12 protein-coding genes are annotated in these 12,056 nt (G+C 62.2%); 6 read left to right on the plus strand and 6 right to left on the minus strand.

Annotation, left to right across the window (positions count from 1 at the left end; genetic code table 11):
* Positions 1–23: 23 nt before the first annotated feature.
* On the minus strand, positions 24–1,103 hold the full coding sequence (locus ACWHXT_RS01210) for an aldo/keto reductase (RefSeq protein ID WP_447927709.1): 1,080 nt from the start codon (positions 1,101–1,103) through the stop codon (positions 24–26).
* A 273-nt stretch (positions 1,104–1,376) separates the two neighbouring features.
* Here ACWHXT_RS01210 and ACWHXT_RS01215 point away from each other — a divergent pair, with 273 nt between their 5' ends.
* Positions 1,377–3,023: a bifunctional metallophosphatase/5'-nucleotidase gene (locus ACWHXT_RS01215; protein WP_447956923.1), complete on the plus strand. Its 1,647-nt coding sequence runs from the start codon at positions 1,377–1,379 to the stop codon at positions 3,021–3,023.
* 5 nt (positions 3,024–3,028) lie between these two features.
* Here ACWHXT_RS01215 and ACWHXT_RS01220 read toward each other — a convergent pair whose 3' ends face one another.
* The 4 genes from ACWHXT_RS01220 to ugpB form a co-directional block, all read right to left on the minus strand.
* The gene (locus ACWHXT_RS01220) at positions 3,029–4,081 is read right to left on the minus strand and encodes a sn-glycerol-3-phosphate import ATP-binding protein UgpC (protein ID WP_447956924.1); all 1,053 of its coding nucleotides are present in this window, start codon (positions 4,079–4,081) and stop codon (positions 3,029–3,031) included.
* Between the two features lies 1 nt (position 4,082).
* A complete protein-coding gene (ugpE, locus tag ACWHXT_RS01225) occupies positions 4,083–4,931 on the minus strand; it encodes a sn-glycerol-3-phosphate ABC transporter permease UgpE (RefSeq protein WP_447527470.1) in 849 nt (282 codons plus the stop codon).
* Between the two features lie 15 nt (positions 4,932–4,946).
* The gene (gene ugpA / locus ACWHXT_RS01230) at positions 4,947–5,831 is read right to left on the minus strand and encodes a sn-glycerol-3-phosphate ABC transporter permease UgpA (RefSeq protein ID WP_447527471.1); all 885 of its coding nucleotides are present in this window, start codon (positions 5,829–5,831) and stop codon (positions 4,947–4,949) included.
* A gap of 124 nt (positions 5,832–5,955) precedes the next feature.
* Positions 5,956–7,284: a sn-glycerol-3-phosphate ABC transporter substrate-binding protein UgpB gene (gene ugpB, locus ACWHXT_RS01235; RefSeq protein ID WP_447956925.1), complete on the minus strand. Its 1,329-nt coding sequence runs from the start codon at positions 7,282–7,284 to the stop codon at positions 5,956–5,958.
* A 205-nt stretch (positions 7,285–7,489) separates the two neighbouring features.
* Here ugpB and argE point away from each other — a divergent pair, with 205 nt between their 5' ends.
* Both argE and ACWHXT_RS01245 read left to right on the plus strand, forming a co-directional pair.
* Positions 7,490–8,656: an acetylornithine deacetylase gene (argE, locus tag ACWHXT_RS01240; protein ID WP_447956926.1), complete on the plus strand. Its 1,167-nt coding sequence runs from the start codon at positions 7,490–7,492 to the stop codon at positions 8,654–8,656.
* A gap of 156 nt (positions 8,657–8,812) precedes the next feature.
* The gene (locus ACWHXT_RS01245; protein WP_447956927.1) at positions 8,813–10,162 is read left to right on the plus strand and encodes a hypothetical protein; all 1,350 of its coding nucleotides are present in this window, start codon (positions 8,813–8,815) and stop codon (positions 10,160–10,162) included.
* 53 nt (positions 10,163–10,215) lie between these two features.
* On the opposite strand, the gene ACWHXT_RS01250 is transcribed toward ACWHXT_RS01245, so the two are convergent.
* Complete coding sequence (locus tag ACWHXT_RS01250; protein WP_447894899.1) at positions 10,216–10,545, minus strand: hypothetical protein; 330 nt, start codon at positions 10,543–10,545, stop codon at positions 10,216–10,218.
* Positions 10,546–10,692: 147 nt separating this feature from the next.
* On the opposite strand from ACWHXT_RS01250, the gene ACWHXT_RS01255 reads away from it, so the two are divergent.
* From ACWHXT_RS01255 to ACWHXT_RS01265, 3 genes are all read left to right on the plus strand, one after another.
* The gene (locus ACWHXT_RS01255; protein WP_447894900.1) at positions 10,693–11,151 is read left to right on the plus strand and encodes a YchJ family protein; all 459 of its coding nucleotides are present in this window, start codon (positions 10,693–10,695) and stop codon (positions 11,149–11,151) included.
* Positions 11,144–11,452 carry a GIY-YIG nuclease family protein gene (locus tag ACWHXT_RS01260; protein WP_447956928.1) on the plus strand — a complete coding sequence of 103 codons (309 nt, stop codon included), beginning with the start codon at positions 11,144–11,146 and terminating at the stop codon, positions 11,450–11,452. The genes ACWHXT_RS01255 and ACWHXT_RS01260 overlap by 8 nt, the downstream gene beginning before the upstream one ends.
* Before the next feature lie 218 nt (positions 11,453–11,670).
* Positions 11,671–12,030 carry a hypothetical protein gene (locus tag ACWHXT_RS01265; protein WP_447527478.1) on the plus strand — a complete coding sequence of 120 codons (360 nt, stop codon included), beginning with the start codon at positions 11,671–11,673 and terminating at the stop codon, positions 12,028–12,030.
* The last annotated feature ends 26 nt before the right edge of the window (positions 12,031–12,056 follow it).

Below are 12,056 nucleotides of genomic sequence, written 5' to 3' on the forward strand. Positions count from 1 at the left end.
GGGGGTAAGCGCTTACGCGGGAATCAGCGCTCGTCGCTGCGGTTATCGATGGTCTTGCGGTATTGATCGATGAACGGCTGCTCCGCCTTGTCGATGCGGTCCATACCGGCGACGACCCGGTGCCAGTAGGGGTATTGCGGCGCCGGGCGGGTGGCAGCTTCCAGGCGCTCGATCTCCTCGGCGCTCAAGGTGAGCTCCGCGGCGGCCAGGTCGTCCTTCAAGTGCTCTTCGTTACGTGCACCCACGATCAACGACGTCACGCCGGGGCGATCCTTGAGCCAGGCAAGGCAGGTGCGTGGGATCGAGGTGCCGTGGGCTTCGCCGATCTCGGCCAGAAGCTCGATGATGTCGTAAGCGCGTTCCATGTCGTGCACGTAGGGCTCGGGCCAGCCGTTGCCCTGGCGGGTGCCTTCCGGCGCTTTCTGGCCGCGGCGCACCTTGCCGTTGAAGAGCCCTTCGCCCAGCGGCCCCCACACCAGCGTGCCGATGTTCTGATCGATGGCCAGCGGCATCAGCTCGTATTCCGCTTCGCGGGATTCCGGCGTGTAGTAGATCTGCTGGCTGATCGGGCCCGCCAGATTGTGAAGCTCGGCTTTACCGATGGTCTTCATCATCTGCCAGCCGGTGAAGTTGGAAGTGCCGTAGTAGCGAATCTTGCCGCTTTGCACCAGGTGGTCGAGGGCGTAGAGCATCTCCTCGACCGGGGTCACGCCGTCCCAGTTGTGCATCTGGTACAGATCGATGTGATCGGTGCCCAGGCGCTTCAGGCTCGCTTCACACGCGTTGATCAGGTGATAGCGCGAAAAGCCGCTGTGGTTGGGGTTGTCGCCCAGCGGGCTTCGCGCCTTGGAGGCGAGAATGATGTCGTTACGCTTCTCACCCAGCGCCTTGCCGGTGATCTCCTCGGCCTCGCCCATGGAGTAGAGATCGGCGGTGTCGATCAGGTTCACGCCGGCGTCCAGGGCCATGTCGATCTGGCGCTTGGCGCCGGCTACATCGACACTTGCGGCTTTTTCGAAGCCGGCGCTGCCGCCAAACGGCACGGTGCCCAGCACGATTTCAGAAACCAGCAGGCCAGAGTTTCCCAACGGGCGATATTTCATTTCGGCAGCATCCCTGTTAAACGAAAGTAGTATTGCATTTGCTCGTGAGCATGGCGGGTTTAAGCCTAGGTGATCGTCTGTATTTGTCAAAGGCTCGGCGGCCCCCGCCGCCCGGGTCGCTTCGCCGCGAAAAAGCGTGTTTCGGCGCCAACAGAAGAGGCGGGGCCTTAATAAACGTCACAAATGCTGTTAATAATTATAGAGAATGCGATTTGGGCGCGGCGCCATCGTTTCGCCAGCGCAACGAATAAAACAGGATTAAAAGGAATTGCCATGTTGTCATCGAAAAGCGGGTCCTGGGGGATGGGCGTATCGGCCGGTGCATTGATACTCGCGTTCTCGCCCAGCGTGCTCGCCGCCCCCTACACGCTCACTATCTTTCACACCAACGACCTGCACGGGCGTACTGACCAGTACCCGCAACTGGTGAGCGCCCTCGACGAGGCGCGCAGCCAGTTCGGCGAGGGCCTGTTGCTCGATGCCGGCGATATCTTCTCCGGCACGCTCTACTTCAACGAGTTTCGCGGCCAGGACGCCGTCGCGTTCATGAACCGGATGGGCTATGACGCCTTCGTGCCCGGCAACCACGAGTTCGATTTGAACGACCCGGACACGGGCCACCAGGCGCTGGCGGATCTTTTCACCGCTGCCGAGTTTCCCATTGTGGGCGCGAACCTGGATTTCTCCGCCGCGCCGGAGTTTGCCGAGCTGCTGGGGGATTCGATCAGCGCCGAGCCCAAACCTGGCCATCTGTACGATGGCGTCATTGTCGAGCACGGCGGCGAGCAAATCGGTATTTTCGGGCTCAGCACGCAATCGAGCGAGACCGTCTCGAGCCCGGGCAACGTGACCATCGGGGATTACCGCGAAGCGGCCGAGGCGATGGTGGCGGCGTTTGAAGCCGAGGGCATCGACAAGATCGTCGCGCTCACGCACCTGGGCTATGAAAGCGACCCGAGCGTGGGCAACGACGTGCTGCTCGCCCAGCATGTGGAAGGTATTGACGTGATCATCGGCGGGCACAGCCACACGCGCCTGGACGCCCCCGTGATGATCAGCGAAAACGACCGGGGCGAGCCTAAAACGCCCACCGTGATCGGCCAGGCGAACGAGTACGGCAAGTACCTGGGCGTGATGCAGGTTACCTTCGACGATGACGGTGTGGTGACGGACGCCACCGGCGAGCTGCTCGCCACCGAAGACTTCGAGCCGGATCTCGAGGCGGCTGCGATGCTCGAACCCTACACCGCGCGTATCGAAGAAGTGCGCGATACCCAGGTAGGCGCCCACCTTGATACAGCGCTTCCCAACCCGCGCCACGGCAATGGCGACGAGGCGAGCGTGCGCGCCGATGAGACGGCGCTTGGGAACCTGATTGCCGATGGCCAACTGGCCGCTGCCCGCCGAGTGAACCCGGACACCGTGCTGGCGCTGCAAAACGGCGGCGGCGTTCGCGAGCCGATAGCGGCGGGGGATGTGTCTGTTGGCGAGCTGATCGCGGTGCAGCCTTTCGGTAACCGGCTGACGCTGATGGACGTCACCGGCGCCGAGCTGCTCAAGACCTTCGAGATCGCTCTCGCCAACGCCCCGGAAGAAAGCGGCGCCTTTCTGCAGGTCTCCCGCGGGGTCGAGGTCGTGTATGACAGCCGCGAACCCGCCGGCGAGCGGGTGGTGAGCCTGAAAGTGACCCAGGACGGCGAGCTTATGGATATCGACCCGGCGCGGACCTACGTGATCGCCACCAACAACTTCACCGCCGCCGGAGGCGACAGCCATACCGCGCTCGAAGCGGCACATGATGATGACCGCAGCCATATCGTAGGCAACACCGACTGGGAAATGCTGCGCGACTACATGGTGGCCGAAGGCGAGGTCGCGCCCCGGGTAGAAGGGCGCATCGTGGATGTGGCGCGGCAGTAAGCGTACTAGCCCGTACGCCTACCGGTGTCATTATTGAACGGGTGAAGCGCTTCGCGAGCGACATAAAAGCGCAGCGTTTCACCTTCGCTTACCGGCGGCTGGCCGCTGGTGCGAATCACCGTGGGCTGGTCGCTATCCAGCAAGCGCACGTAGAGATGGCTTTCCGCCCCGGCGGCCTCGAAAAGCTCCAGGGTGGAATCCACGACCAGGTGCGGGGCATCGGGCGGGGTCAGGCGCATGTCGTCCGGGCGAATGCCGACCACGTCGGTGTCCGCCGGCAGATCCGCCAGCAGCTCGCGGGCGCCGCGGGTTTGCAGGTACTCGATGGGCACCATGTTCATCGCCGGTGAGCCGATGAACCCGGCCACGAACATCGACGCCGGGCGGGCGTAGATCTCCATGGGCGTGCCTACCTGCTCGATTTGTCCGGCGTTCAAGACCACCAGCCGGTCGCCCAGGGTCATGGCTTCCAGCTGGTCGTGGGTCACATAAAGACTGGTGGTTTTTAGCCGGCGCTGGAGCTGTTTGATTTCTACCCGCATCTGCACGCGCAGCTTGGCGTCCAGGTTAGACAGCGGCTCGTCGAACAAAAACGCGGCGGGCTCGCGCACCAGCGCCCGGCCCATGGCCACCCGCTGGCGCTGGCCGCCGGAAAGATTGCGCGGCTTGCGCGGAAGGTACTCTTCGATCTCGAGCATTTTGGCCGCTTTGCGCACCCGCTCTTCGATGGCGTGCTTTTTGAAGCCGCGGTTCTTGAGCCCGTAGGCGAGGTTGTTATACACCGTCATGTGCGGGTAGAGCGCGTAGTTCTGAAACACCATGGCGATATCGCGCTGGGCGGGCTCTAACGTATTGACCACCCGGTCGCCGATTTTCAGCGTGCCCTCGGAAATCGTCTCGAGCCCGGCAACCATGCGTAAAAGTGTGGATTTCCCGCAGCCCGACGGCCCCACCAGCACCACGAATTCGCCGTCCTCGATGGCCAGGTCGACACCTTTGACGGCCTGCACGTTGCCGGCGTAGGTTTTCTTGAGTCCTTCCAGGGTAATACTGGCCATCCTATTTCTCCGTCTCGGTCAGGCCTTTCACGAACAGTTTCTGCATCAACAGCACCACCAGCACCGGGGGCAGCATGGCAAGCGTCACCGTCGCCATGATCAAGTTCCAGGCGGGCACACGATCAGACGACGCCATCAGCCGCTTGATGCCCAGCACGATGGTGTAAAAATCCTCGTCGGTGGTGACCAAAAGCGGCCACAGGTACTGCACCCAGCCGTAGATGAACATGATGACGAACAGTGCGGCGATATTGGTGATCGACACCGGAAGCAAGATGTCCTTGAAGAATTTCATGGGCCCGGCGCCGTCGACCCGGCTGGCCTCCATCAGCTCCTCGGGCACGGTCATGAAGAACTGGCGAAACAGAAAGGTCGCGGTGGCCGAGGCGATCAGCGGAAGCGTGAGCCCGGCGTAGGAGTTGAGCATCCCTAAATCCGCCACCACCGCGTAGGTGGGGATGATGCGCACCTCGACCGGCAGCATCAGCGTGATGAAGATGAGCCAGAACGCCAGCATACGAAACCGGAAGCGAAAGTAGACGATCGCGAAGGCCGAGATGATCGAAATCGCGATCTTGCCGATGGCAATCGTCAGCGCCATGATCAGCGAGTTGCCCAGCATCAGCCATACCGGCGGCGCGCCGCCCACCTGCCAGCCCGAGGTCAGCATCTGCTTGTAGGAGGCCCACATGTTGTCGCCGGGAAGCAGCGGCATCACCCCGCGCACGAAGGCGCCGGGTTCGTGGGTCGAGGCGATGAACGCCACGTACACCGGAAACGCCACCACCAGTACGCCGGCAATCAATACCAGGTGGGTCAGAATGTTCAGATAGGGTCTGTTTTCGACCATGATGGATCCCTGTGCCTAGTAGTTGACGCGACGTTCCACGTAGCGGAACTGGATGAACGTCAGCACGATCACGATGCCCATCAACATGACCGACTGGGCGGAGGACGAACCGATGTTGAGCCCGGCCACACCGTCGGTGTAGACCTTGTAGACCAGCGTCATCGTCGCCTGGCCCGGCCCGCCGCCGGTGGTGGCGTCGATCACCCCGAAGGTCTCGAACATCACGTAGTTGATGTTGATGATCAGCAAGAAGAAGGTGGTCGGTGATAAAAGCGGGAAGACGATGGTCCAGAAGCGTTTGAACGGCGTGGCGCCGTCGATGGCCGCGGCCTCGATCAATGAATGGGGCACCGACTGAAGCCCGGCCAGAAAGAACAGAAAGTTGTAGGAGATCTGCTTCCAGGCGGCGGCGATGGTGATCAGGATCATCGCCTGGCTACCCGAGACCCGGTGGTTCCAGTTGATACCGAACCAGTCGAGCAAGTGGGGCAGAAGGCCGATAGTCGGGTTGAACAGAAACCACCACAGCACCCCGGCAACTACCGGCGCCACGGCGTAGGGCCAGACCAGCAGCGTGGTGTAGAACCGGGCGCTTTTCAGCACCCGATTGACGCACACGGCCAGTAAAAGCGCGGTGCCCATGGAAAGCGCGGTAACCGAGACGGCGAAAATCGCCGTGCGCCCCAAAGCGTTCAAGTAGCTGGGGTCGGCCAGCACCCGGGCGTAGTTGGCAAGGCCCACGAAGGTGGTGTTGAAGCCGAAGGCGTCGGTGCGCTCGAAGCTCGACTTCACCGCTTGGGTCGCCGGCCAGATGAAGAACACCAGGGTGATCGCCAACTGCGGCGCTAACAAAAAGAAGGGAAGCCACCGGCTTTGATAGGTGGAGCGTTTGGTCTGCATGAGGCGTCCTGTTGAACCCGGCCCGGAGAAAGCCCACCCATAGGTCCGCGTCGTCGGGCGTATGGGTGGGCCCTCACAACAAACCCCGGCTTATAGAAGCCGGGGTTCGAGTGGTGCCGCTAAATTAGTTATTGGCGGCTTCGAAGTCGCGCAGGATCTGGTTGCCGCGTTCTACCGCGTCATCCAGCGCTTCCTGGCCGCTCTTGTTACCCGCCAGCACCGCCTGGAACTCTTCGTCCAGCACCATACGTACCTGGGTGTAGTTGCCAAAGCGCAGGCCCTTGGAGTTCTCGGTGGGTTCGTTGAGGTTGATCTGCTCGATGGCGATATCCGCGCCCGGGTTCTCGTCGTAGTAGCCCTGCTCTTGAGTCAGCTCGAACGCCTCGGTGGTGATCGGCAGATACCCCGTGCCCTGGTGCCACTCGGCCTGGACTTCGGGCAGTGACAGGTACTCCAGAAACTCCGCAACGCCGGTGTACTCGTCGTCTTCGTGGCCGGAAAGGACCCAAAGCGTGGCGCCACCGATGATCGAGTTCTGCGGCGCGCCGTCCACGTCGTCATAAACAGGCAGCATGCCAAAGCCCACTTCGAAGTCCGAGTTGGCCAGCACGTCCGCCCGCGATGCCGAGGAGTTCATGTACATCGCGCAGTCGCTGGAGTAGAACGCGGGCGCGGCGTCCGGGCCGTTGGCCGGGCCGCCGTAGCTATACACACCGCTATCCGACCACTCCTTGATCTGATCCCAGAAGCGCGCCTGCTCTTCGCCATTAAAGGTGAACTCGGTTTCAAGGCCGCCGAAGCCGTTCTCCAGAGTGCCGATCGGCAGATCGTGCAGCGCCGAGAAGTTTTCAAGCCCCACCCAGTTCGCCGCGTAGGCCATGGTAAAGCCACAGGACGCCGCGCCTTCATCGACGATCTGTTGGCCTATCTCGCCCATTTCCTGCCAGGTGGTCGGCGGGGTTTCCGGGTCGAGGCCGGCCGCTTCGAAGGCGTCCTTGTTGTAGTAGAGAATCGGCGTGGAGGAATTGAACGGCATGGAGAGCATGTTGCCGTCGGTGTCGGTGTAGTAGCCGGTCACCACGGGCAGGTAGTCGTCCGGATCGAAGTCACTGCCGTGCTCTTCCATCAGCTCGAAGACCGGGTAGATCGCGCCCCGGGCGGCCATCATGGTGCCGGTGCCGACTTCGTAGATCTGGACGATGTGCGGCTGCTGGCCGGCGCGGAAGGCGGCGATGGTGTTGACCATCGTCTCTTCGTACTCGCCACGATACGAAGGATTCACCCGGTATTCGTCCTGGGAGGCGTTGAAGTCCTCGGCCAGCGCGCTCAGGCGCTCGCCCAGCTCCCCGCCCATGGAGTGCCACCAGGTGATCTCGGTGGCGGCCTGGGCGGAAACGCTCAAGGTAGCCGCCGCGATGCCTACAGAGAGGGCACGTAACGTGAAACGAGACATAAAAGCTCCTTTAGGGCCTGGGATCGGCCGGGTGGCACAGTACGTTTAGGGCGTTTTTTTTGGTTGCACTGAACATTAGTGAGTGTACATGACATTTTGATGAACGCTACGCGCAGCCCCCGGTTTGCTCATGCAACTTTGGCCGTAGGCGGTGCGCCCCCGGCGGTGATAGGGTAATGAAAAGACGTCAATCAAGGGCCACGCCATGACCGATGCACAAGCGCTACTCAGCCAACTGGTTGCTTTCGATACCACTTCCCGCGGCTCCAACCTGGCGCTGATCGAATTCGTCGAAGGGTATCTCGCCGAATACGGCGTTACCTCGGAGCGGGTAATGAGCCCTTGCGGCACCAAGGCGAATTTGATCGCGCGCATCGGCCCGGACGCCCCGGGCGGGGTGATGCTCTCCGGCCACACCGACGTGGTCCCGGTCGAAGGCCAGCCCTGGTCGACGGACCCTTTTACGCTGGTCGAAGGCGACGACGACCGCCTGTTTGGTCGCGGCACCTGCGACATGAAAGGCTTCATCGCCTGCGCGCTGGCCATGGTGGCCAAGTGGACCCAGGCGCCTTTGCAGCAGCCCATCTATTTTGGCTTTTCTTATGATGAGGAAGTCGGATGTGTCGGCGCGCCGGCGCTGATCGAGCGCTTTTTCGATCACTACTCGACCACCGCGCACGTGATCGTCGGTGAGCCCACCAGCATGCAGCCGGTGGTGGCGCAAAAGGGCGCGACCAACCTGCGCACTACGGTCACCGGGGTCGAGGCGCACAGCAGCCAGGTCAACCAGGGCACCTCGGCCATTCACGTGGCCGCGCGTTTGGTCACCTTCATCGAGGACACCATGGCCGCCCTGGTGGAAGAAGGGCGTGTGGATGAGGCGTTCAACGTGCCCCACACCAGCCTGCACGTAGGCCGCATCCGGGGCGGCACGGCGATCAACATCACCGCCCGGGAGTGCCAGTTCGAGTGGGAGATCCGCCACCTGCCCACGGACACCTTCGAGGACGTCTTCGCTCGCGTCACATCGTTTGGTGAAACGCTCAAGGCCGAGCTGCAGGCCCGGGGGAAAACCGTCGACATCGCCACCGAGGCGCTCAACGTCACGGTGCCGGGCCTGGCCGATCGCGACAACGACGCGGTGCTGCGCCTGGCCAAGGAACACTTGCCGGGGCAGTGCTGCAACCACGCCGTGGCCTACGCCACGGAAGCCGGCCAGTTCCAGGGCCTGGGCCTGCAAACCATCATCCTGGGGCCGGGCAGCATCGCCCAGGCCCACCAGCCCGACGAGTACATCGACAAAAGCGAGCTCGCAGCGTGCCTGGATTTCATGACCCGGATGGGCAAAGCGCTCGAGTCGCCATTTTCCTAGCGCCCGCTTGGGCGTCGGCCAGGATAGCTAATCGGTTCCCAGTGTCGCGAAGAAGGTGTCGCGATAAAGTGTTGCGTCATGTCCAGTATCATTAGGATAATGTGAAATAGCGATAGACTATTTTGCCGATAAGCTTGGTTAATTGAGGAGATGGCGGTGAGCGGGAAATTCAATCTATGGGCAGGGGCTGCCGCGGTGCTGCTACTGGCGGGCTGTGGGAGCGACTACCCGGATCAGGCAGAAATTTCCGCCGAGGGCGGGCTCGACCCCTCCATGTTCGATCAGACTCGGCAGGCGCGGGTGTACTACTTCGATGAACAAGCCATCGGTGAAGCCACCGAGTTACAGCAATTCAATAGCGCTTTGACCGCATGGCTGGCCTCGCCCGGCGACGAGCTACCCGACGTTGAATTTCCTGACGATGCGCAAGAGCTCTGGGAAGCGACGGAATCGTTCCAGCAGCAGCGCGAAAACCAGGACGCGGTTTGGCGTGCGCATCTTGAAGAAAGTACGGCGCCGCTGGAAGCCGAACTGGAAACCGAGCAAAGCGAGCTTGCAAAGCTCGAAGAGACCCAGGCGGCGTTTGACGAGGCGCTGGCGCCCGCGGATCAAAAAATAGCGGAATTGGAAGCGCGCATCGAGGAGACGGTCGAGCGTCAGGCCGAGATGGAGCGGGCGGTGGTCGAAGGCTGGAATGACTATATTCTGGAAAACGATCTGGCGGTCAGAACGCTCGACCCCGAGCGCAGCCGGGTATTTTCCTATGGCGGCAGGACGAACACCGATAGCTGCCCCGCCTCCACCGACGACGTAACGGTGGACCGCCTGGCAGAGGAAGATACCTGCTATCGGCTCTGGCTGCCGGATGAAACGCTGCACCCCGCGCCCATCAACGAGCAGTATGCCGCCTTGTTTGACGAGTACCGCGAGCTTTCTGAGCTGCGCGGGCGCCCGTACGGCGTGCAAAGCGAGGACGATACGCTTAATCAGCAGCTTCGCGAGGCAAAGGAAGAACGCTCGGCAGATTTGATTCGCGCTGAAAACCGCAACGGCGATCACCGTCAGCTGGCACGCGAGCTTGGCAATACCGAGCGCCGGATCGGCAGAATCCAGCAGCAGCTCGGCAGAGCGGAAAGCGAGCGAGCGCGGGAAACCTTCGAGCGCAATCGGCTACGCGAACACCGTAACAACGTGCAGCAGCAGTTGGAACGCTATGTTGCGTTGGAAGCGAACGCTATCGTCGAAAGTGTCGCCCACTCCGAGGCATCCACCGCGTCGGCGTTTGCGCTCGAGCATCACGCAGAGCTGCTGGTCTTCGACCTTCCCGTCAGCACCTTCCTGGGCACGGGCAATCTGCTGACCCTCGAAGACATGCGCGAGCCCGGCGAGCAGGAAACTCTGGACGTCGTGCTCAGCGACGCTCATTCACAAATGGTATCCCAACGTGAGCTTTACACCGGCATCGTCGAGCAGGTAGCGCTCGCGGGCCAGGCATTCGGTGAGTAAGCGGAACAAAAACACCCGCCTGGGCGGGTGTTTTTTGACAAGCCGAGCCGTGCTTACAGGCCGGGCAACTTTTCGGGGAGCGGGTGCTCCTCATAAAGCTCGGCCTTGGCGTCGCGCATGACGTCTTCACAGGCTTGCTGGTGAGCCAGCTGGGTGATCAGGCCCTGGGTGACTTCAAAGCCCTTGGCCAGGCAGGTGTCGACCTCGGCGCGGCTCACAAAAGGTGAAACATGGCAATCGATCTTGATCGTACGGCCACCGCCTTGAAGGCGGTCGGCAAACCGACGCAATCGCCAGGCGATGCGCTCTTTCCAATGGGCTGATTCTACTGCGCCTTCGTTTACGCTAAACGTGCACTGCCACTCCGGTCTGTATACCTTCATGAGAACCTCCGATGCGTCTGGAAAGATGGTTTGGTCGTGTTTCGTACTCCGTCTTTTTTGGTAATGTGACTCTGCTACTATACCCGCATAAACCGTCACCGATACAGGAAAATGGCCCCGCGCACGTGCGTTAATAGGGCCACCGTTATGACCTCGAGCCTGCTTACAAGTTGCCCCTGCGATAGCACCGCGGCGTACAAGGCGTGCTGCGGCGCTTATCATCAGGGCGCCATCGCCCCCACGCCCGAGGCGTTGATGCGCTCGCGCTACAGCGCCTTTGCCCTCGACCTGGTCGATTACCTGAAAGCCACCTGGCACCCCAGTACCCGGCCCGAGCCCTTGGCCCCGGACCCGGCCACGCGCTGGAAGCGGCTGGTGATCGAACACGCCCCCGCACCCGAGGACGGGCGTGCAACCGTCCATTTCAAGGCCTTTTTTCAGGAAGGCGGCTGGCACGTTTTGGAGGAGGTCTCGCGCTTCGTGTTGGAAGACGGGCGCTGGTGGTACCTGGATGGCGAGCCGCGCTTGGATAAATTAAAACCCGGGCGCAACGAGCGCTGCCCGTGTGGAAGCGGGCGTAAGCTCAAGGCATGCTGCGGTGGCTAGCACTTCAAGCGCCCCCCCCGCCGATAACGAGCCCCTTCAGGCGCCTTGGTACCTTTACCTGCTCGAATGCCGGCGTGGCACCTACGCCGGCATCACCAACGACCTGGCCAAACGCTACCAGGCGCACTGCGCAGGCAAGGGCGCGCGCTACACCCGCGCCAACCCGCCCCTGGCGCTGCTTGGTGCCCAGCCCTTCGCCGACCGCAGCGAAGCCAGCCGTGCCGAGTACCGGCTAAAGCAGCAAACGCCGGGCGATAAACGCCGCTGGGCAGCACGCTGGCCCTGCGAGCTGCCCGACTGACGCAGGTGCGGCTGCCCTGCGTTTTTTTGATGGAAGGCGGCTACGCGGTGGACGATATCGGTCGTAATGTGGTAAGCGTACTGCAGGGATTTGAAGAACCCCGCCGCGCGGCAGGTGACAGCGCGCGCTAATTCGGGCAGTCTAGCGCCCTTTGCAGCCAGAATGGGTTGTGTCCCCGGTTTGAGTGGGCGAACCCGCAAAGGGCAAGGAGTAAAAGCGTGGCAGTGTATGGCGGTATTCAGGCACACGAAGTGGAGCGTTGGCTAAATGCCTTGGTCAACGCCGCTTTCGACCGGCGCTGCCCGCTCTCCCGGGTGCACGGCGGCACGGCGCGCGCGCGTACCGCCCGCCAGGACCTGCTTTGCCTGGCCCAATCCTTTCGCGGCGAACAGGGCGCAAGCGACATGATCGCCGACAGCCTGAGCCGCTGGTGCCAGCATTACCTGACCGAAACCGAGTGGTACGTGCTGGTCAGCGGTAAAACGCCGAAAGCCGAGGCGCCGGCGCCGGCACAAAGCGGCGGGGAAGAAGCCCTACCCGAATCCCTCGAGGCGCTTTTGCAGCACAAGGTCGGGTGAGCGGCGGGTTATCGAAGCCGCTGCCG

It is taken from the genome of Vreelandella halophytica, from assembly GCF_968193635.1.